Source organism: Sphingomonas sp. UYEF23, from assembly GCF_040546165.1.
GTDB classification, from domain to species: Bacteria; Pseudomonadota; Alphaproteobacteria; order Sphingomonadales; family Sphingomonadaceae; genus Sphingomonas; species Sphingomonas glacialis.
Genome location: NZ_JBEPNG010000005.1, coordinates 20,507 through 40,852, shown reverse-complemented (window position 1 = coordinate 40,852; position 20,346 = coordinate 20,507). Strand labels below are relative to the sequence as shown.

Below are 20,346 nucleotides of genomic sequence, written 5' to 3'. Positions count from 1 at the left end.
GACGTGAAGAACGCCGTCACCGCCCGTATCGTCGACGGCATCGCCGCCATCCCGGCGGAAGACTGGGATGCCTGCGCCGGCACCGCCAATCCGTTCGTCAGCCACGCCTTCCTGTCGATCCTTGAATCGTCAGGCAGCGCGCGGCCGCGCACCGGCTGGCAACCGATCCCGATCATCGTCGACGGCGCCGACGGCAAGCCCGCCGCGATCGCCCCGGCTTATGCCAAGAGCCACAGCCAGGGCGAATATGTCTTCGACCATGGCTGGGCCGACGCGTGGGAGCGGGCCGGCGGATCCTATTACCCCAAGCTGCAGATCGCCGTGCCCTTCACCCCCGCGCCCGGCCCCCGGCTGCTGCTGCGCGATCCCGACCAAGCGCCCGCGCTGATCGCCGCGATCGAGGCGGTGACCGACCAGCACGGCCTGTCCTCGGCGCACGCCACCTTCGTCGCGCCCGAACAGCTCCCCGCATTCGAGGCGGCGGGCTGGCTGATCCGCGAGGGCACGCAGTTCCACTGGCAGAACCAGGGCTATGCCGATTTCGACGGATTCCTCGGCGATCTCGCCAGCCGCAAGCGCAAGGCGATCCGCAAGGAGCGCGCTGGCGCGGTCGAGGGCCTGACGATCCGCCATATCTCGGGCGCCGACATTACCGAGGCCGACTGGGACGCCTTCTGGGTGTTCTATCAGGACACCGGCGCGCGCAAATGGGGCCAGCCGTATCTGACGCGGCAGTTCTTCACGCTGCTCGGCCAGACGATGCCCGAGCGCGTCCTGCTGATCTTCGCCGAGCGCGACGGGCGCCCCATCGCGGGTGCGCTCAACCTGATCGGGGAGGACACGCTCTACGGCCGCTATTGGGGCTGCACCGAGGATGTCCCCTTCCTGCATTTCGAGCTGTGCTATTACCAGGCGATCGACGCCGCGATCGCGCGCGGATTGAAGACCGTCGAGGCGGGTGCGCAGGGCGAGCACAAGCTCGCGCGCGGCTATGTCCCCGTCCCGACCTGGTCGGCGCATTACATCCCCGATGCGGGCTTCCGCCGCGCGATCGCCGATTTCCTGGTGCGCGAGCGCGCCTCGGTCGAATCCGACCAGGAATTCCTCGGCGCGATGACCCCGTTCAAGAAAGGCTAGAACGGCGTCGGGCGCGGGCGGGCGGTCTTCAGCGCGGCGTCGCTGATCTCGATCCCGCGCTGGCTATGGTCGACGCGGAACAGCACGCTGCTTCCGTCGCGCCAGATCGGGATCAGCCCCTGGTTGAATTTGGCATCGTACGCCGGCGGACGGATCAGCCAGACATAGTCGAAGGCATTGCGCGGGAAGCGCGCCATCGCCTTGCTGATCGGGCGCCACCATTCGCGCGGGCATTGCACGCTCGTCACGATCTCGGACGGATCGTGCGCAAAGCGCTGCGCACGGACATATTTCACCGTGAGCAACTGCGCGCCCGCCATCGACCATTGATCGTTGGCATAGGCCGCGCGGCGCTCGAGCGCGATCGCGGGGAGATGTTCGAGCCGCGTCATTTTCCACGGCGCACCGCATTGCGCGCCGACGAAGGTGACGAGCTTGGCGCCGACCGGGAGATGATCGAGCGCCTTCAACTCGCGGTCGTAATCCTGCGCGAACATCCAGAAGCTCGCCGTACCCGCCGCGATCCGCACCAGTACGAAGGCGAGCCCGAGCGCCGCAATCGTCGCGCTGCCACGGATCGACAGGCCCTTTTTGGGGCGCACCGCGATCACCGCGATGGCGAGCATGAACGGCGCGAGCCGCATGTCGGCATAGGCCGATCCGAACACGATCCGCGGCAGCACGATGAACACCGCGAGCAGGAACAGCGCCGACAGGCCGAGATTGCGCGAATATTCGACGCTCGGATCGCGAAAGCCGCGGAACAGGATCAGCAGCAGGATCGCCATCCCGGCGAGATCGAAGGTGATCCAGCGGTCACGCAGCGCCATCGTCATATAGCCGATCTTGGCGCGCCAGTTAAACCAGTCGCCGGTCTGCCCGCCGACATGCTCGCCGCTGCGCCACACCACCATCAACACCATCGGCAGGGCGAGCGGAACGCAACCGACGCCGGCGCGCAGCCATGCCTTGATCCAGCTCAGCGGACCGCGATCGACCCGCGCATCATGCTGGCGGACCATTTCGGCCGAATACGCCAGCACGCCGAGCACGCCCCAGCCAAAGGTGTGCGCCACCCAGATGATACACGAGAGCGGCACGAAGATCGCCGCACGCAAGCCGAAGCGCTGGTGCCGCGCGAGCCGCAGCCACAGCGCGAACGCGTTGAGCGCGAGCGCCATCGAGAAGGCGAAATTGACGAAGCCGAACTGGAAGGCATAGCTGTATGCAAGCGGCAGCGCGAACACGGCGGTCGGCGGGATGCGCCCATGCACCTCGCGCGCGATCCACAGCAGCCCGGTAACCGTCAGCACCGGGATCGTCATCACCAGCAGCTTCACCGCGAGCTCGAGCCCGAACAGCTTGGCAAGCGGGATGATCAGGATGTCGATCCCGAGATTGCCGATCAGCTGCCAGTTGAAATTGTACCAGTCCGACAGCCACGGATATTCGTCGCGCGACAATTGCACGCGGTAGCGCCCCATATGGCCCGGCAGATCGACCAGCGGCGGGATTTCGGGACGCAGCAAGGGGATGATCGCAATCAGCGCCATCACCGCGACGAACCAGCGCGTCTGCCACCATTGTAGATCGGAAGAAGTCTCGTTCGGCATGCTAGCGCCTTACCGGCGAAACGGGCGGTGCGACAAGCGAAGTCGCGCCAGGCAGTGCAACACGAGCGGCCCGGTATGCGCCACGTGGTCGATCTGACCGGCAGGAGACGACACGGCGCGATGCCGATGGGCACGCCGTCGCGGTGATCGCGACACACCCGAACCAGCGCGCTTGCGAGCAGTGCGATATTGAGAAACCTTCCCGCATTTGCGGGGTCTTACTGCGGTGGCGTTTGCGAAAACAAGCGTGCTTCGACGCGGTAGAGGGCAAACGCCCGGCCGGGCGGCGCGATCGGCACGAGCCAGTTCGGCGCATGGCCCTGCCGAATGGCATAGGCGAGCGAGGTGCCGCCGGCCGAACCGAAGCTGTCGCCGCACAGCGCAACATACTGCACGTCCCAGCCGCGTGCGATCGCCGCGGCCTGCGCCGGGGTGCCGACGAAGAAGCGATAGACCGCGAGGTTGCCCGCAGCATTGCGATGATAGGGCGCACCGACAACGCTCAATTGCGTCGCGCCGATCGCATAGGCGCCGAGCTCGAGCGGCGCGAGCAAGCCACCGGGGGGCAGACGTCGCAGCATCGCGAGTGTCGCTGGCGCGGTGCAGCTGTCCGCCGCAGTCTCGCGGACGCTGCGGCTCGCGACGAATGCCTGCGCGGCGATCGGATACAGAATCCCAGCCGACGTGATCCACGCCCCGGCCAGCGGCAGCACGCCACGTGCGCGCGCCGCAGCGATCACCGCCGCAAGCCCGGGCGCGGCCAGGATCGCACCGGCATATGCACCGCGCATCTGCGCGCAGCTCAACAGCAGCGCGGCAAGCTGGACGATCAGCAGACCGGCCCAACGCTGGTCGCGCGTCGCATACAGCCGCCAGCCGCTCGCCAGCACGCCCGCGACCATCATCCCGGCATAGCCGATCACGGTCGGCAGCGTCGCTATGGTGACCGACCGCGCGTCGGCAATCTCGGCGCGCCACAGTTGGACGAGAATCGGATCGATGCCGCCATCCGGTACAAGGCATTCCGGCGCGACCAGCACGATCCCCGTCGCGACCACCGCGATGATGATCGTCCCCAACACCGCACGCGTCGCCGGGCTGGCGATGTCGCGCGCGGCGAGCGCCATGCCCATCGGCGCGAAGGCCGCGATTACCGCGGCGCGCCAGGCGGTCATGGTGAAGCCGTCGCACGCTGCATAAGTCCACACGAGCGGCCGGAATACGATCGACGCCGCGAGCAGCCCCGCGCCGAGCCCGATCCCCAGCCCCATCATCCGGTCGTCGGCGCCGCTGCGCGCGCGCAGCCATTCGATCGCCATCGCACCGCCGACCGCCACGATCAGCGGGGTGCACTCAACCCCGATGACAAGGCTCGCCGCCCCCGCAAGTCCGGCGACCAGGCCCGGTTCGATCGCCGCCCGCGCGACGAGCGCGCGCGCCATGACCAGCACCAGCACGATCTGCAGCCCGTCGGCGTCGATCCTGCCGGGCAGAAAGATCGTGGTTGCGGGAAAGGCGATCGCAGCGACGACGGTCGCGGTGCGCGCGATCGCGCTGCCGCCGAGCGCGCGCGCGATCCGTGTGACGAGCAGCAGCGCCGCAGCGAACAGCGCGGTCGGCCAGACGATCACGGCGATCATTTCGGCAAGCGGCGCGCCGGTGATCGGTGCGAGCGCAGCGATGATCGCGCCCGGCGCGAGGTCGGGCAGACGCGACCATTCCAGCGCAAGTCCGGGCGCAGCACCGAGCCGGTGCTGACGCAGATCGGCAAACCCCTGCCCCGCCAGCCAGTCGCGAATCTGCTGAAGCCGCAGCATGGCGTCGGCGTCGGGAAGGTGCAGTGACGAAAGCAATCCCCGGTCGCAAAACGCCCAGACCGTACCCAGCAGCGCCGCCAGCGCGAGCGCACACAGTGCGTCGCTCCGGCGGGCCAATCGGGATTCGCGAGCGTCCATCGCGACCGACTTAGGCGAACGGGGTTAAGGCGAAGTTAGATCGCGCCGTTTTCGCGCGTCACTTGACCCCATCCGCCTGTTGTCAAACGCTTAGGCGCGATCACGCCGCCCCAGAAGCCGCAACCGGAGCGCCTGCAACTTGATGAAGCCAGCCGCATCGCGCTGGTCGTACGCGCCCTGATCGTCCTCGAAGGTGACGACCTTCTCCGAATAGAGCGAGAAGGGCGACTTGCGCCCGGTGACCGAGACATTGCCCTTGTAGAGCTTGAGGCGGACGGTGCCCGTCACCTTGCTCTGGCTGTGGTCGATTGCCGCCTGCAGCATCTCGCGCTCGGGGCTGAACCAGAAGCCGTTGTAGATCAGCTCGGCATAGCGCGGCGCAAGCTCGTCCTTGAGATGCGCCGCGCCGCGGTCGAGCGTCAATTGCTCGATCCCGCGATGCGCGAGGTGATAGATCGTGCCGCCCGGCGTCTCGTACATCCCGCGCGACTTCATGCCGACGAAGCGGTTTTCGACCAGGTCGAGCCGGCCGATACCGTGGCGCCGGCCCATCTCGTTGAGCGTCTCGAGCAAAGTCGCCGGTGACATGCCGACGCCGTTGATCGCGACGCCGTCGCCGCCCTCGAAATCGATCGTGATCGTCTCGGGCTCGTTCGGCGCGTCCTCGGGATTGACCGTGCGCGAATAGACGTAATCGGGAACCTCGTCCCATGGATCCTCGAGCACTTTGCCTTCGGACGACGTGTGCAGCATGTTGGCGTCGGTCGAGAACGGCGCTTCGCCGCGCTTGTCCTTGCTCACCGGGATCTGGTGCTGTTCGGCAAACTCGATCAGCTTGGTGCGGCTGGTCAGATCCCATTCGCGCCACGGCGCGATCACCTTGATGTCGGGCGCGAGCGCGTAATAGCCGAGCTCGAAGCGGACCTGGTCGTTGCCCTTGCCGGTCGCGCCGTGGCTGACCGCGTCGGCGTTCAGCATCTTGGCGATCTCGATCTGGCGCTTGGCGATCAGCGGCCGCGCGATCGAGGTGCCGAGCAGATACAGCCCCTCATAGAGCGCGTTGGCGCGCATCATCGGGAAGACGTAATCCTTGACGAATTCCTCGCGCAGATCGTCGATGAAGATGTGCTCGGGCTTTACGCCGGCCGCTTCTGCCTTCCGCCGCGCCGGCTCGAGCTCTTCGCCCTGGCCGAGATCGGCGGTGAAGGTGACGACCTCGCAATTGTAGGTCTGCTGCAGCCACTTCAGGATCACGCTGGTATCGAGCCCGCCCGAATAGGCGAGGACGACGCGGTTGATCTGATCAGTCATGCGAGCGAATCCTTCGGTTTTGGCGCGGGTGCGCCCTATGCGACCAGCGCGGCAGGTGCAACCGTCGGGGAGCGCATCGCGCGCTCGCCCTCGAGCATATAGTCGCGCGTGATCGGCAAGACATGGCGGTTCTTGGCGAACTGGACTTGGTAATTGACCATGCTGCCGTAATGGAACGACTGCCCCGCCCCGGCGAGGTAGAATTGCCACATGCGATAGAAGCGCTCGTCATACAGAGCGATGATCTCGTCGCGCGCCGCGACGACGCGGTCGTACCATTGGTCGAGCGTGTAGCCGTAATGCAGCCGCAGCACTTCGATGTCGGTGATCATGAAGCGCAGCCCTTCGTTCGCCGCGACGATCTCCGACAAAGCGGGATTGTAGCCGCCCGGGAAGATGTATTTCGCGGTCCACGAATCGGTCACGCCCGGCCCGCCGGCACGACCGATCGTGTGGAGCAGCATCACGCCGTCATCGGTGAGCAGATCGCGGCACTGGCGGAAGAAGGTGGTGTAATTGGCGGGACCGACATGTTCGAACATGCCGACCGAGACGATCCGGTCGAACTTCCCCGTGACATGGCGATAGTCGATCAGCTCGAACTTGACCTTGTCCGCCACCCCCGCCGCGTCTGCCCGTTCGCGCGCGACCTTCAACTGCTCCTCGCTGAGCGTCACGCCGAGCACTTCCGCCCCGGTCTGCTGGTGCAGGTACAGCGCCATCCCACCCCAGCCGCAGCCGATGTCGAGTACGCGCGTCCCTGGCGCGAGCGCGAGCTTGGCGGCGATATGCGCCTTCTTGTCGTCCTGCGCCCGCTCGAGCGAGTTGGCCGGATCGGTGAAATAGGCGCAGCTATATTGCCGGTCGGCATCGAGGAAGAGATCGTACAGCCGGTCCGACAAATCGTAATGATGCGCGACGTTGCGCTTCGACTGGCGCGCCATGTTGACCCGTCCGAAGCGCAGCGTCACCGCCTGCACCGCGCGCCGCAGCGGCGACGCGGCGAGCCCGTTCTGGCCGGCCTCCCACGGATCGTTCTTCATCAGCAGCTTGACGAGATCGCGCGCGTCACCCTGCTCGATCACCATCCGCCCGTTCATATAGGCCTCGCCCGCGCCGATCCCCGGATCGCGCACGATCGCGGCGGCAGCGCCGGCATCGGTGAAGCGCAGGACGATATCGGGGAAACCCGGTGTCGCGGTGCCGAAGGTGCGGGTCTTGCCATCGGCATGATGGAGCGTGAGCGTGCCGCGCTTGACGCGCTTGGCGAGGAATAAGTCGATCAAAGCCATAGCTGCGCGTATTTAGCGATTAGATGCCGGCATACCAATCGTAATCGATCGCATCTTCCCAATAGCCACCCTTGCCCTTGCCGATCCCGGCGAGCGAAGCGACCGCGTCGATCTGCATAATGTACTTCGCTTGCTTGTAGCCGAGCTGCCGCTCGACGCGCAGTCGCACCGGCGCACCGTGGCCGACGTCGAGCAGATGCCCGTTCATCGCCCAGGCGAGGATCGTCTGCGGATGGAAGGCATCGATCAAGTCGATCGACTCATAATAATGCTGACCCGAGAACAGATCGGCGCAGGTGAACACGACATAGCGCGCGGTGGTGCGCACGTCGGCCGCCTTGAGGATCGTGCCGAGCAGCGGGCCGTGCCACTGGCCGATCGCACTCCACCCCTCGACGCAATCGTGCCGCGTGATCTGGCTCCGCGCCGGCATCGCCTGGAGCTGCGCGAGCGACAGCGCGAGCGGCCGGTTGACCAGCCCGCCGACCTGCAGCCGCCACTGCGAAAACTTGTCCGCGACCATCGCGGTGTAATCGGGCGTGTTGGGGTTGCGGGTGCCATTTGTGCGGAAGAAGGGCGACATCTGGTCGGGGCGATATTCCTTCGCCAGGCTGCCGCGGTTCGATAATGCGCGCTGCAACCCCTCGTTGATCGTCTCGCCCGAGAACAGGATCTTGCGCAACGCAGGTGTGTTCGCGACCTGATCGCACCCGCTCAGCAGCGCGCCCGCGCCGAGCGCGCCGGTGGTGAGCAAAGCGCGCCGCGTGATGATACCGCTCATGCCGCTTCCTCCGCACGGTCTTCGGGCACGCGCCACCAGCCCGTCAGCATCGACTTCACCTCGGGCCAGGCGCCCGCGAGGATCACGAGCACGAGGTGCACGATGATGAACACCACCAGCCCCGACGCGGCGATGAAATGCACCGACCGCGCCGATGCGCGCCCCCCGACGACCGCGAGCAACCACGGCCACGCAGCGGTCATCGCGGGCGACAATGCGAGCCCCGAGACGATCATCGCCGGGATCAGCCCGAAGATCGTGAGAGCGTAGGACAGCTTCTGGAAGATGTTGAACGCCGCCGGATGCTTCGGATCGTGGAAGCGGAAGGCGAGATGCTCCTTCAGATCGAACCACAAGTGCGACGGCGCCAGCTCCTTCAGGCGGATCCGAAGATCCTTCTGGAAATGGCGGTTGAGCAAGCTCGCGACCATGAAGGCGAGCAGGCCGAAGCCAAAGACGAGTGCGAACAGCAGATGCCAACGCCGCGCGATCGCCAGATTGTAACCCGCCGGGATCGTCAGATAGGACGGCATATGCGGCGGATTGAACCACGAATGATCCGAATTCGCGCCATATTCGCCCCAATAGAGGTGCGGATGCGCGTTAAGGATCGTCAGCCCGCTGCCGATCATGATGACGATCGTCACCGCATTGACCCAGTGCCAGACCCGCGTCGCGAGGCGATGGCGATAGATCGAGGTGCTCGCGGGAACGGCCGTGGGCGAAGCGGGTTGTCCCGGGGTTGGCTGGGGTGCGTCGGTCATGCAGATCCCTATTCGCGCCACACGGCGGCTCGGTTACACCTTAGTCGCAGCGACGCGCCGACGAAACCGCAAACACGACAGCACATATGAGCCAAGGGCCGCCCGATCATGTCAGACCTGCATTTCTACGAACCGCGCAACGGCCATGCCGCTGTCCCCGGCCTCGCGCACGATCCGCTCAATTCGATCGTCGCGCCGCGCCCGATCGGCTGGATCAGCTCGCTCGCCACCGACGGCACACGCAATCTCGCGCCGTATAGCTTCTTCACGCTGCTCAACTATCGCCCGCCGATCGTCGGCTTCGCTTCGATCGGCTGGAAGGACAGCGTCGCCAATATCGCCGCGACGGGCGAATTCGTCTGGAATCTCGCGACGCGCGAGCTCGCCGCGCCGATGAATGCAAGTGCGGCGATGGTCGCGGCCGGCGTCGACGAATTCGAGCTTGCCGGGCTCGAGGCCGCGCCCTCGCGGATCGTCGCGCCACCCCGCGTCGCGGCGAGCCCCGTCGCGTTCGAGTGCCGCCACACCCAGACGCTGCGCTTGCAGGGCATCGATGGCGCCGAGATCGACACCTGGCTGATCCTCGGCGAGGTCGTCGGCATCCACATCGCGCCGCAGCTGATCGAGGATGGCGCTTATCGCACCGCCGCAGCGCATCCGATCCTACGCGGCGGCGGCCCGGCCGATTATTTCGAGATCAGCGACGACACGCGCTTCGAGATGCGCCGGCCAGGGTAACGCTATACCCCTCCCCTTCAGGGGAGGGGCTTACGCACCTCAGCGCGTCGGCACGGGCTCCGGGCCCGAATAGTCGTAGAAGCCGCGCCCGGTCTTGCGGCCGAACCAGCCCGCCTCGACATATTTCACCAGCACCGGCGCAGGCCGGAACTTGGGGTCGCCCGTCCCTTCGAACAGCACGCGCGTGATCTCCAGACACGTGTCGAGCCCGATGAAATCGGCGAGCGTCAGCGGACCCATCGGATGGTTGAGCCCCAATTGGCACGCGAGATCGATGTCGCGGATCGTCGCGACGCCTTCGCCAAGCGCGAAGCACGCTTCGTTGAGCATCGGCATCAGCACGCGGTTGACGATGAAGCCCGGCGCATCGTTGGCGCGCACGACCTGCTTGCCGAGCCGCCCCGCATAGGCCTCGACCGTCGTCACCGTCGCATCCGACGTGGCGAGACCGCGGATCAATTCGATCAGCCCCATAACCGGCACCGGATTGAAGAAATGCACGCCGACGAAGCGCGCCGCATCGGGTGCCGCCTGCGCGAGCCGCGTGATCGGGATCGACGAAGTGTTCGAGGCGAGCACTGCATCGTCCGACAACACCTTGCCGACTTCGGCGAAGATCGCGCGCTTGATCTCCTCGCGCTCGGTCGCCGCCTCGATCACCAGGAACGCCGGGCCCATTGCCGCGACGCTCTCGACCGGCTCGATCAGCGCGAGCGCGGCGTCGCGCGCCTCGGCGGTGATCTTTTCCTTGGTGACGGCGCGGTCGAGCTGCTTGGCGATCCCCGCCTTGCCCGCCTCGGCGCGCGCGAGGTTCATGTCCGAAAGCAGCACGCGGTATCCGGCTTGCGCCGAAACCTGCGCGATTCCCGCGCCCATCTGCCCTGCCCCGATGACTCCGACCGTATCCATGCGTCCGCTCCTATCCGTTTGACGCGTCGATAGCGGATTTGGCGCGGCGGGGAAGGTCTTACGGTGCGAGCCGTGCCGCCTGCGCTTCGGCGAGGATCACCGCGAACTTGCCCGCGGGGTCGGTCCATTCGGCGATCGGCGTCCACCCGCCCGCGCGCAGCAGGATGCGCGCGTCGCGCGCGCCGTATTTGTGGCTGTTCTCGGTGTGGATCGTCTCGCCCGCGGTCATTTCGAACGGTCGCCCCTCGATCGTGAAAGCCACGTCCTCGGTCGCCTCGAGATGCATCTCGATCCGCGCACGATCGTCGTTCCAGATCGCGCGGTGGCGGAAGCGCTCGACCGGGATCGTGCCGGCAAGCTCGCGGTTGATCCGCGTCAGTAAGTTGAGATTGAACGCCGCGGTGACGCCCTGTGCGTCGTCATACGCCGCCTCGAGCGTGGCCGCGTCCTTGATGCGGTCCATCCCGATCACGAGCATCGCGCCCTCGCCGAGCGATTCCTTCATCGCGCGCAGCAGATCGACGCTCGAATGCGGGATCATGTTGCCGATCGTCGAGCCGGGGAAGAAGCCGAGCTTGGGCGTCGCTGCGACCTGCATCGGCAAGGCGATCGGATGCATGAAATCGGCCTCGACCGGAAGCACGTCCAGCCCGGGAAACGCCGAGGCCAGCCCCGCAGACGATTCGCGCAGGAAGTCGCCCGAAATGTCGATCGGCACATAGGCCGCAGGCGCCACCGCCTGCAGCAGGATCGGCGTCTTGGTCGACGATCCCGAGCCGAATTCGACGACGGCACGCCCCTCACCGGCACGCGCCGCAATCTCGGGCGCGCACGCGCGCAGGATCGCCGTCTCGGTCCGTGTCGGATAATATTCGGGGAGATCGGTGATCTGCTCGAACAGTTCGGACCCGGCGCGATCATAGAACCAGCGCGCTGGGATGGCACGCGGACGCATGTCGAAGCCCCGCAATACATCCTGGCGAAACGCCGGGTCGGCCAGCGACGCCTGGCCGTCCTCGATTTCCTGCTTCAACATCTCAAAGGTCTTTCGCGAGCCGCACGCCGGTGAATTGCCACCGCTGGTGCGGGTAGAAGAAATTGCGGTAGCTGGCGCGTGCATGCCCGCGCGGTGTGGCGCAGGAGCCCCCGCGCAACACGCACTGGCCGCTCATGAACTTGCCGTTATATTCGCCGACCGCGCCTTCGATCGCGCGGAAGCCGGGATACGGGCGGAAGGCGCTGCCCGTCCATTCCCACACATCGCCGAAGAATGCCGGACCGCCCGCCGATGGCCGCGGCTCGACCGGGCCGGGGGCGTCCATCTGATTCCCGCCGGCGGAATCGTGCGCGCTCGCCGCAACCTCCCATTCGGCCTCGGTCGGCAGCCGTGCGCCCGCCCAGCTGGCATAGGCGTCGGCCTCGTAGAAACTGACGTGCGTGACGGGCGCGGCAGGATCGATCGCGCGGCGTCCGTCGAGTCCGAAGCGCGTCCATCCCGACTCGCCCTGCTCCCAATAGAGCGGCGCGACGATGCCCTCGCGCTTGACCCACGCCCAGCCGTCCGAGAGCCAGTGGCGCGGCTCGGCATAGCCGCCATCAGCGATGAACGCGGCCCATTCGCCGTTGGTGACGGTACGGTCGGCGATGGCATGCGGGCTGAGCAGCACGGCGTGGCGCGGCCCCTCTGCATCGAACGCGAAGCCGTCGCCGTCATGCCCGATCTCGGTCACCGCGGCCGGGCCTTCGATCCAGCCGATCGGACCCGGCATCGCGACGGGCACCTTGCGCGCGGCGGGCCAGATCGCGGGCTCGATCGGATTTTGCGCCATCAGATGCAGGATATCGGTGACCAGCAGTTCCTGGTGCTGCTCCTCATGATGGCAGCCGAGCGCGATCAGCGCGCGCGCCGCTTGCGGAAGATCGGGCAAGGCGGCCAGCACCGCCGCATCGACATGCGCGCGATAGGCGAGGATCTCGTCGAGCGCGGGGCGCGTCACCATTCCGCGCCGGTTGCGCGCATGGCGCTGCCCCTCGGCTTCGTAATAGCTGTTGAACAGGAAGGGGAAGCGCGCGTCATAGAGCGTGTAGCCCGCCACGAAATCGCGCAGCACGAAGGTTTCGAGAAACCAGGTCGTGTGCGCGAGATGCCATTTGGCGGGGGAGGCATCGTCCATCGACTGCGCCGTCGCATCGGCGTCGGACAACGGCGCGACCAGGCCGACGGTCAAGCCGCGCACCGCTTCGAAGCGGGTGGCAAGACCCGCAGGGTCGGGCATCGGGGCGGTCTGCGGTTGCGTCGTCATGTCACCATTCCCCCGTATGACCCGCGCCGTCACCTTGACGGACAACGAGTCCCGGCAGCGCTGGTGCGATTATCGCGTCGCGCCGGGTCGCCAAAGAACGTCGCCACCCGCCTTTTGGTTCACTGCGCGAGCCGCAACGAAAAGATAATCCGAGAGCCGGTTCAAATAGGCGAGTGCGAGCGGGTTGATCGCGACCTCGCGCGCAGCCGCGACGCCAGCGCGTTCGGCGCGCCGGACGGTCGCGCGCGCGACGTGCAGCGCCGCCGCCGGGGCGGTGCCGCCGGGCAGGATGAAGCTCGTCAGCGCGCCCAGTTCGGCATTCATCCGGTCGATCTCGTCCTCGAGCCGCGCGACCTGCGACGCGACGATGCGCAGCGTCATCTCGGACGGCGCGAAATCGTCATCCTCCCCCGCGCTCGGGGTGGCGATATCGGCGCCGAGGTCGAACAAATCGTTCTGGATCCGCTCGAGCAACGCCGGCAGCCAGGCGAGATCGAGCCCGGCGCCGCGCAAGGCGACGACTGCGACACCGATCGTGCTGTTCGCTTCATCGACATCGCCGATCGCCGCCATCCGCGCGGCGTCCTTGGGCGTGCGCGATCCGTCGACGAGGCCCGTCGTGCCGTCATCGCCGGTGCGCGTATAGATTCGGTTGAGCTTGACCATGCTGGATTCCCCCGAGAGCGAGCGGCTCAGCTCTTGCCGGCGAGCCACATCAGCAGGACGACCAGGAAGATCGCAATCGCCTGGAACATCACGCGATATTGCATCATCTTGTTCGACTTGATCGACGAAGCGGAGACGGCATCGTTCGCCGTCCCGTCGCGCAGATCCTGGCTGGCACCGAGCAGGAAGACCACCAGCCCGCGCACGAGGACGACAACCACCGCAATCATCGCGGCGACCAGCAAGATGGTGAGAAATGTGCTCATGCAGGCAATCTAGGCGTTCGCTGCGACAAAGCCAATGCCCGCGCGCAGCGATGCCGCAAGCGCAGGCCCATCCTCGCCAGCCAGGCGCAGGCTTTCGAGCGTCGGCGCGTGATTGCGCTTGGCGAGGCGCGCGCCATCGGGCCCCGCGATCAGCGCGTGGTGGTGATAGACCGGCGTCGGAAAACCGAGCAGCGCCTGGAGCAGGCGGTGGACATCGGTCGCGCCGAACAGATCGACTCCGCGCACGACATGGCTGACGCCTTGCGCGGCATCGTCGATCGTCACCGCAAGATGATAGCTCGCGGGCGCATCCTTGCGCGCGAGGATGACGTCGCCGTGCGAGAGCGGATCGGCGACGACCGTGCCGGCGATTTCGTCGGTCCAAGTCAAATTTACGCCTCCCCTCCCTGGACGGGAGGGGATCGAGGGGTGGGTCGGCCCGGAGTGGGGCGCAACGCCCGCCTCTAGCCAACCCACCCCCAGCCCCTCCCTTCCAGGGAGGGGAGGCGCGAGGGCGAGCGCCTTGGCCATATCGAGCCGCCATGCGAAGCGGTCCCCGTGCGCGACCCGCGCCGCGACCGCATCGGCGTCGAGCGCACGGCACGTCCCCGGATACACCGCCTCGGGCCCATGCGGCGCGCTCAAGCTCGCGGCGATTTCGGCGCGGGTGCAGAAGCACGGATACAGCAGCCCCATCCCCCGCAACCGCTCGAGCGCGGCGGCATAGACATCGAGCCGCGCCGATTGGAACAGCACCGCTCCGTCCCACGCCAAACCGAGCCAGCGCAGATCCGCCTCGATCGCCGCGACATGCTCGGGGCGGCTGCGGGTGCCGTCGATATCCTCGATCCGCAGCAGAAACCGCCCGCCCGCCGCCCGCGCGCGGTCGTGCGCCTGCACCGCCGAATAGGCGTGCCCCAGATGCAGCCGCCCGGTCGGGCTCGGCGCAAAGCGCGTGACGACCGAGGCCACGCGCGCACTTGACCGCGAGTCGGTCGCCGTGCTGAAATCGGAGGAGACGGGTAGCGCTGTCATGACAGCGTCATCCTAATGGGCTTGAAGCCCCGCAGGAAGCGCCACTCAGTGGTAAAGGAGGGGCCGAAGTGTACCATCCCGATCTGATCCGCCACCCCGATGGCTGTCCCGCGCTCGTGCTCAACGCGGACTACACCCCGCTGAGCTATTATCCGCTGTCGGTCTGGCCGTGGCAGACCGCGATCAAGGCGGTGTTCCTCGACCGCGTCGACATCGTCGCCGAATATGAGCGCGAGGTGCGCAGCCCGACGCAGCGGATCAAATTGCCCTCGGTGATCGCGCTCAAATCGTATGTTCGCCCCAGCGCCTTCCCCGCCTTCACGCGCTTCAACCTGTTCCTGCGCGACAAGTTCGTCTGCCAATATTGCGGCGCGGGCAACGATCTGACCTTCGATCATATCGTCCCGCGCGCGCAGGGCGGCCGCACGACGTGGGAAAATGTCGCCACCGCGTGCTCGCCGTGCAACCTCAAAAAGGGCGGGCGCACGCCGAAACAGGCGGGGATGCCGCTGCATATCGACGCGATCCGCCCGACCAGCTGGCAGCTGCAGGAACACGGCCGACGCTATCCGCCCAATTTCCTCCACGATACGTGGCACGACTGGCTGTATTGGGACGTCGAGCTCGAGGCCTGAGCTGCCGGCGGTGCCGAAACGACAGTGCCGGAACGATCGGCGTGGCGCGCCGTTCACCCCCCAACGGGAGAAAACAATGCGCCGGCTGATGATCACGACCTGTCTGTTGCTTGTGGCAGGATGCGAATCCAAGCCGACCAATGACGAATATGCCGCGAATTTCGTGCCCCCGACGCTGCTCAAGCGCGCCGAATATGAAACGCTGCTCGAATCGCGCTGGACGCGGCTCGACCGCAATCTCGACGGCGCCATCGCGCAGTCCGAGGTTCCGGTTAAATATGCCAAGCGACTGAACGCGCTCGATGCCGATCACGACGGCAAGATCACCCACCGCGAATTCATCAGCGGGAGCCTCGCGCGCTTCGACCGCGAGGATGCCAACCACGACGGCTTGCTGACCAACGTCGAGAGCAGCGCGGCGCGTACCGCCGAGGATGCTTCGAACAATGCGTCGTCCGCCGCAGCAGTGAAATAATCGACAAGCGATTGACCGCGCCGCTGCCGCAATGCAGCATGAAACCATGGCTGACCTCCCCGGAATCGCAAACAATCCCGACATTCGTTTTCTGGGCAAATTGCTCGGCGACGTGATCCGCAATTATGGCGGCGAGGCGCTCTACGCGCGGACCGAATCGATCCGTGCCGCCTCGGTCGACCGCCATCGCACCAAGAATGGCGACGGGGGGCGCGAGGCCGATCTCGGCCTCGATGCGCTGAGCCTCGACGAGACGCTCGATTTCGTGCGCGGCTTCATGCTGTTCTCGATGCTCGCCAATCTTGCCGAGGATCGCCAAGGCGTCGCTGCCGAACAGGGCGCCGATCTTGCCGCCGCGCTCGAACGGCTCGCCGGCGAAGGGATCGACAAGGCGCAGGTGATGGACTTGCTCCACCATGCGCTGATCGCCCCCGTCCTCACCGCGCATCCGACCGAAGTCCGCCGCAAGTCGATGATCGACCATCGCAACCGGATCGCGGCGCTGATGCGGCTGCGCGATGCCGACGTCCACGAGACGCCCGATGGCGACGACGTCGAGGAAGCGATCCTGCGCCAGATCGCGCTGCTGTGGCAGACGCGTGTGCTGCGCCGCGAACGGCTCTACGTCACCGACGAGGTCGAGATCGCACTGTCGTATCTGCGCGACGTCTTTCTGCCCGCGCTGCCCGCGCTCTACCAGCGCTGGGACCGCGCGCTCGGCGAGCGCGTGCCGAGCTTCCTCAAGCCCGGCAGCTGGATCGGCGGCGATCGCGACGGCAACCCGTTCGTCACCGCCGACAGCCTGAAGACCGCGCTCGCCAAGGCAAGCGAAGCGGTGCTCGGCTATTATCTCGACGCGGTCCATGCGCTCGGCGCCGAGCTGTCGATCTCGACCAATCTCGCGCCCGCCGACGACGCGGTGATCGCGCTCGCCGATGCCAGCGGCGACACCGCCGAGAGCCGCAGCGACGAGCCGTATCGCCGTGCGCTGTCGGGCATCTACGCGCGCCTCGCCGCGACGCATCTCGCGCTCACCGGCAAGCCGGCGCCGCGCGCCGCTGCGCTCAAGGGCGAACGCTATGCCGATCCACAGGCGTTCCGCGCCGATCTCGTCACGATCGCGCGTGCTTTGCGGTCCGGTGGCGGCGCGCTGTCGTCGGGCGGGGCGCTCGGCCGGTTGATCCGCGCGTGCGAGACCTTCGGCTTCCATCTCGCGACGCTCGACCTGCGCCAGAACAGCGCGGTGCACGAACGCGTCGTCGCCGAACTGCTCAAGGTGGCGGGTGTCGAGGCGGATTATCTGTCGCTCAACGAATCGCAGCGTGTCTCGTTGCTGCGCCACGAACTGTCGAACGCGCGGCCGCTCGCCAGCCCGTTCGCCGATTATTCGGACGAGACGAAGTCCGAACTCGCGATCGTCCGCGCCGCCGCCGAGGCGCACGCCACCTACGGCCCGGCGTGCATCGTCCAGCACATCGTCTCGATGGCGCAATCGGTGTCCGACCTGCTCGAGCTCAACATTCTGCTCAAGGAAGTCGGCCTCTATCGTGGCGGCGCGACGCCTAGCGCGGCGATCATGGCGGTGCCGCTGTTCGAGACGATCGGCGATCTCGAGGCCGCCCCCGGCATCATGACCGAATGGTTCTCGCTCCCCGAAGTGCGCGGCATCACCGCGGCGCGCAGCTTCCAGGAAGTGATGATCGGCTATTCCGACAGCAACAAGGATGGCGGCTATCTCACCTCGACCTGGAGCCTGTCGAAGGCCTCGACCGCGCTGAAGGGCGTGTTCGCCGGCGCGGGTGTGGGCATGCAGCTGTTCCACGGCCGCGGCGGCGCGGTCGGGCGTGGCGGCGGCTCGGCGTTCGCGGCGATCCGCGCACAGCCGTCGGGCACCGTCCAGGGCCGCATCCGCATCACCGAGCAGGGCGAAGTGATCGCGGGCAAATATGGCACGCGCGACAGCGCGATCACCAATCTCGAGGCGATGGCGTCGGCGACTTTGCTCGCCAGCCTCGAGCCCGATGCGCTTTCGGCCGCCGACACGCGGCGTTTCTCGGCGGCGATGGACACGCTCTCGGCCTCGGCCTTCGAAGCGTATCGCGGGCTGGTCTATGGCACCGAGGGCTTCCGCACTTTCTTCCGCCAGATGACGCCGATCGTCGAGATTGCCGGCCTCAAGATCGGCAGCCGCCCGGCGAGCCGGACCAAGTCCGACAAGATCGAGGATCTGCGCGCGATTCCGTGGGTGTTCAGCTGGGCGCAGGCGCGCGTGATGCTGCCGGGCTGGTACGGCGTCGGCCAGGCGCTGAGCAGCTTCGAGGACAAGGGGCTGCTCGCCGAGATGGCGCAGGGCTGGCCGTTCTTCGCCGCGAGCCTTGCCAATATGGAGCAGGTGATCGCCAAGTCCGACATGGACATCGCCGCGCGCTACGCCACGCTGGTCGAGGACCGCGCGCTGGCCGACGCGATCTTCCCGCGGATCGTGGGTGGCTGGCAGCAAGCGCATGACGGCTTGCTCGAGATCACCGGGCAGACGCGGCTGCTGCAGGCGCATCCCGCGCTCGACGCGTCGATCCGGCTGCGGCTGCCGTATATCGAGCCGCTCAACCTGCTCCAGATCGAGCTGATCAAGCGCCGCCGCGCGGGTGACGAGGACGAGCGGATCGGCGAAGGCATCCTGCTGTCGATCAACGCGATCGCGACCGCGCTGCGCAACAGCGGCTAACCTGAAAGCCCCTCCCCTTCAGGGGAGGGGCGCAACACCTACGCTACCGCTGGTCCGCCAATCGCGGCCGCGTCACCCACCGGCGCATCGACGACCTCGCCGCGCGAATAGAGCCCGGTCAGAATCCCGGCACCGATCACATGCCCCGCCATCGCATTGAGCACCGCCCCGCGCCCCGGCCCGTCGCCGAGATCCTCGGGCGAGCAATCGAGCGCAAACAGCTGGAAGACGTAGCGATGCTCGCCATGCCCGCTGGGCGGATCGGGCGCGAGCCAGCCCTGCGACAGATACGAGTTGATCCCGATCGCACCCGCCGCGCCGTCGGCTGCGATCGCGCCCTCGGCGAGGCCCGTCGTCGCGACGTTCATGCCCCACAGGATCGCGTGCACCAGCGGCGCCGGAGTCGGCGAATCGGCATCCTCGACGATCAGCGCTAGGCTCTGCGTCCCGGCGGGCGCATCGGCCCAGTGGAGCGGCGGCGAGACGCCGGCGCCATCGGCGGTGAAGCGCGCCGGCATCTCGGCGAAATCGCCGAACGCCGGGCTGCTCAGCGCAATCTCGACCGCGCCGACGCCGAGCGCGGGATGGACGATCGCGAGATGCTCGGCACCGGCGCGGATGTTGTGCAAACTGGCGCCAAGCCATTCGGGGACATGTTCGAGCATCGCTGCGGCCTTTCAAAAGCTTGAGACAACCAAGCCCTCGGGCGCCGCACAGGTTCCGCCCGCGTCACAAAAACGGCGCGGCGATCTCGTCGCGCACCCGCGCGAGCTTGCCGGTCGCGCGGTCGAGCATCGCCCAAGTCGTCACCGCCTCGACCTTCACCTTGCCGTCGGCCCCGGTGAAAAGCACCGCGCGGTCGAACCGTGCGCCCTTTGGCGCCGCGGCAACCCAGGTCTCGCCGGTTACCGTCTCGCCGACGCCGACATTGCCGCGATAATCGACCTCGTGCCGCGTCACGACCCAGACATAGGCGTCGCGATGCTCGGGCAGCGCCTGCGCCATCCAGTGCGCCACCGCGATCTCCTGGATCCAGCGCACCCATACCGCATTGTTGACATGGCCGAGCTCGTCGATGTCGGCGGCGCTCGCGGTGATCGCCTGCACGAAGCGGCTCACGTCGCGGCTTTCCCGCGCGTGCGCCACCAATGGATCGCCCCGACGATCGCGGCGACAGCGACGACCGCGCCGCCGACGATCAGGATCGCATGCTTGTCGGGCAGGAAGCGCTCGATCAGTTTTTCGAAACTGTGCCCGAACAGATAGCCGATTCCGGTGAAGACGATCCCCCATACCACCGCCGCGATTGCATTGATCAGCAGGAACAGCCTGGTCTCGACCCTGGTCGTGCCAATCGCGATCGGGCTGATCGTGCGGAAGCCGTAGATGAAGCGGAAGGCGAAGATGAAGCCGATCGGATAGCGTTCGAGCAATCCCAGCGCGCGCGCGAAGATCGGGCGCTGCTGCTGGCGTTTGACCCACGCCTTGCCACGGAAATAGCGCCCGGCGCTGAAGAAGATCTGGTCGGCGACGAACGACCCTGCCGCCGCCGCTGCCATCGCACCGGGAAGCGGGAGCAGCCCCTTGTGCGACAGCAACCCACCCGCGACGACGACGGTCTCGCCCTCGATGCCGGCGCCGAGAAACAGCGCAGCCAGCCCATATTTCGCAATGATCGTTTCGATCGACACTAGCGTACGCCGCCTCTCGCTTCAGTCCCCACCGTCATCCCCGCGAAAGC

Annotated in this window: 20 protein-coding genes; 5 read left to right on the top strand and 15 right to left on the bottom strand. The window is 66.9% G+C overall.

Features of this window, described 5'->3' with window-relative positions:
• The first annotated feature begins 3 nt into the window (after window positions 1-3).
• Window positions 4-1,137: a GNAT family N-acetyltransferase gene (locus ABIB28_RS10770; protein ID WP_354288130.1), complete on the top strand. Its 1,134-nt coding sequence runs from the start codon at window positions 4-6 to the stop codon at window positions 1,135-1,137.
• Here ABIB28_RS10770 and ABIB28_RS10765 read toward each other — a convergent pair.
• The 6 genes from ABIB28_RS10765 to ABIB28_RS10740 form a co-directional block, all read right to left on the bottom strand.
• Window positions 1,134-2,750, bottom strand: a complete 1,617-nt coding sequence (locus tag ABIB28_RS10765) for a hypothetical protein (protein ID WP_354288129.1) — start codon at window positions 2,748-2,750, stop codon at window positions 1,134-1,136. The two genes, ABIB28_RS10770 and ABIB28_RS10765, sit on opposite strands and share 4 nt — an antisense overlap.
• A 218-nt stretch (window positions 2,751-2,968) precedes the next feature.
• The gene (locus ABIB28_RS10760; protein WP_354288128.1) at window positions 2,969-4,567 is read right to left on the bottom strand and encodes a hypothetical protein; all 1,599 of its coding nucleotides are present in this window, start codon (window positions 4,565-4,567) and stop codon (window positions 2,969-2,971) included.
• Between the two features lie 228 nt (window positions 4,568-4,795).
• A complete protein-coding gene (locus tag ABIB28_RS10755) occupies window positions 4,796-6,016 on the bottom strand; it encodes an argininosuccinate synthase (RefSeq protein ID WP_133191615.1) in 1,221 nt (406 codons plus the stop codon).
• Between the two features lie 35 nt (window positions 6,017-6,051).
• The gene (locus tag ABIB28_RS10750) at window positions 6,052-7,308 is read right to left on the bottom strand and encodes a class I SAM-dependent methyltransferase (RefSeq protein ID WP_354288127.1); all 1,257 of its coding nucleotides are present in this window, start codon (window positions 7,306-7,308) and stop codon (window positions 6,052-6,054) included.
• Window positions 7,309-7,327: 19 nt separating this feature from the next.
• A complete protein-coding gene (locus ABIB28_RS10745) occupies window positions 7,328-8,089 on the bottom strand; it encodes a molybdopterin-dependent oxidoreductase (RefSeq protein ID WP_354288126.1) in 762 nt (253 codons plus the stop codon).
• Window positions 8,086-8,853 (bottom strand): cytochrome b/b6 domain-containing protein, encoded by a 768-nt coding sequence (locus ABIB28_RS10740; protein ID WP_189676987.1) that lies wholly within the window; start codon window positions 8,851-8,853, stop codon window positions 8,086-8,088. Before ABIB28_RS10740 ends, ABIB28_RS10745 begins: the two co-directional genes overlap by 4 nt.
• 108 nt (window positions 8,854-8,961) lie before the next feature.
• On the opposite strand from ABIB28_RS10740, the gene ABIB28_RS10735 reads away from it, so the two are divergent.
• Window positions 8,962-9,591: a flavin reductase family protein gene (locus ABIB28_RS10735; RefSeq protein ID WP_133191611.1), complete on the top strand. Its 630-nt coding sequence runs from the start codon at window positions 8,962-8,964 to the stop codon at window positions 9,589-9,591.
• A gap of 39 nt (window positions 9,592-9,630) precedes the next feature.
• Here ABIB28_RS10735 and ABIB28_RS10730 read toward each other — a convergent pair whose 3' ends face one another.
• The 6 genes from ABIB28_RS10730 to ABIB28_RS10705 all read right to left on the bottom strand — a co-directional run bounded on the left by ABIB28_RS10730 (window position 9,631) and on the right by ABIB28_RS10705 (window position 14,770).
• The gene (locus ABIB28_RS10730) at window positions 9,631-10,500 is read right to left on the bottom strand and encodes a 3-hydroxybutyryl-CoA dehydrogenase (RefSeq protein WP_354288125.1); all 870 of its coding nucleotides are present in this window, start codon (window positions 10,498-10,500) and stop codon (window positions 9,631-9,633) included.
• 58 nt (window positions 10,501-10,558) lie between these two features.
• On the bottom strand, window positions 10,559-11,536 hold the full coding sequence (gene egtD, locus ABIB28_RS10725; RefSeq protein ID WP_354288124.1) for an L-histidine N(alpha)-methyltransferase: 978 nt from the start codon (window positions 11,534-11,536) through the stop codon (window positions 10,559-10,561).
• Between the two features lies 1 nt (window position 11,537).
• Complete coding sequence (egtB, locus tag ABIB28_RS10720; RefSeq protein ID WP_240699123.1) at window positions 11,538-12,776, bottom strand: ergothioneine biosynthesis protein EgtB; 1,239 nt, start codon at window positions 12,774-12,776, stop codon at window positions 11,538-11,540.
• Between the two features lie 96 nt (window positions 12,777-12,872).
• On the bottom strand, window positions 12,873-13,469 hold the full coding sequence (locus ABIB28_RS10715; RefSeq protein ID WP_322160938.1) for a cob(I)yrinic acid a,c-diamide adenosyltransferase: 597 nt from the start codon (window positions 13,467-13,469) through the stop codon (window positions 12,873-12,875).
• A gap of 26 nt (window positions 13,470-13,495) precedes the next feature.
• On the bottom strand, window positions 13,496-13,735 hold the full coding sequence (locus ABIB28_RS10710) for a twin transmembrane helix small protein (protein ID WP_354288123.1): 240 nt from the start codon (window positions 13,733-13,735) through the stop codon (window positions 13,496-13,498).
• A 9-nt stretch (window positions 13,736-13,744) separates the two neighbouring features.
• On the bottom strand, window positions 13,745-14,770 hold the full coding sequence (locus ABIB28_RS10705; RefSeq protein WP_354288122.1) for a glutamyl-Q tRNA(Asp) synthetase: 1,026 nt from the start codon (window positions 14,768-14,770) through the stop codon (window positions 13,745-13,747).
• A 68-nt stretch (window positions 14,771-14,838) separates the two neighbouring features.
• On the opposite strand from ABIB28_RS10705, the gene ABIB28_RS10700 reads away from it, so the two are divergent.
• The 3 genes from ABIB28_RS10700 (at window position 14,839) to ppc (ending at window position 18,605) form a co-directional block, all read left to right on the top strand.
• Window positions 14,839-15,405 carry an HNH endonuclease gene (locus ABIB28_RS10700; RefSeq protein WP_140852173.1) on the top strand — a complete coding sequence of 189 codons (567 nt, stop codon included), beginning with the start codon at window positions 14,839-14,841 and terminating at the stop codon, window positions 15,403-15,405.
• An 88-nt stretch (window positions 15,406-15,493) separates the two neighbouring features.
• Window positions 15,494-15,880 carry an EF-hand domain-containing protein gene (locus ABIB28_RS10695; RefSeq protein ID WP_133191603.1) on the top strand — a complete coding sequence of 129 codons (387 nt, stop codon included), beginning with the start codon at window positions 15,494-15,496 and terminating at the stop codon, window positions 15,878-15,880.
• Window positions 15,881-15,926: 46 nt separating this feature from the next.
• Entirely contained in the window at window positions 15,927-18,605 is a 2,679-nt protein-coding gene (gene ppc, locus ABIB28_RS10690) for a phosphoenolpyruvate carboxylase (protein WP_354288121.1), read from the top strand.
• Window positions 18,606-18,643: 38 nt separating this feature from the next.
• Here the strand turns inward: ppc and ABIB28_RS10685 are convergent, their stop codons facing one another.
• From ABIB28_RS10685 to ABIB28_RS10675, 3 genes are all read right to left on the bottom strand, one after another.
• Window positions 18,644-19,270 carry a YbhB/YbcL family Raf kinase inhibitor-like protein gene (locus tag ABIB28_RS10685; RefSeq protein ID WP_354288120.1) on the bottom strand — a complete coding sequence of 209 codons (627 nt, stop codon included), beginning with the start codon at window positions 19,268-19,270 and terminating at the stop codon, window positions 18,644-18,646.
• Window positions 19,271-19,334: 64 nt separating this feature from the next.
• Complete coding sequence (locus ABIB28_RS10680; RefSeq protein WP_354288119.1) at window positions 19,335-19,724, bottom strand: acyl-CoA thioesterase; 390 nt, start codon at window positions 19,722-19,724, stop codon at window positions 19,335-19,337.
• Complete coding sequence (locus ABIB28_RS10675; RefSeq protein WP_354288118.1) at window positions 19,721-20,296, bottom strand: DedA family protein; 576 nt, start codon at window positions 20,294-20,296, stop codon at window positions 19,721-19,723. The genes ABIB28_RS10680 and ABIB28_RS10675 overlap by 4 nt, the downstream gene beginning before the upstream one ends.
• Between the last annotated feature and the right edge of the window lie 50 nt (window positions 20,297-20,346).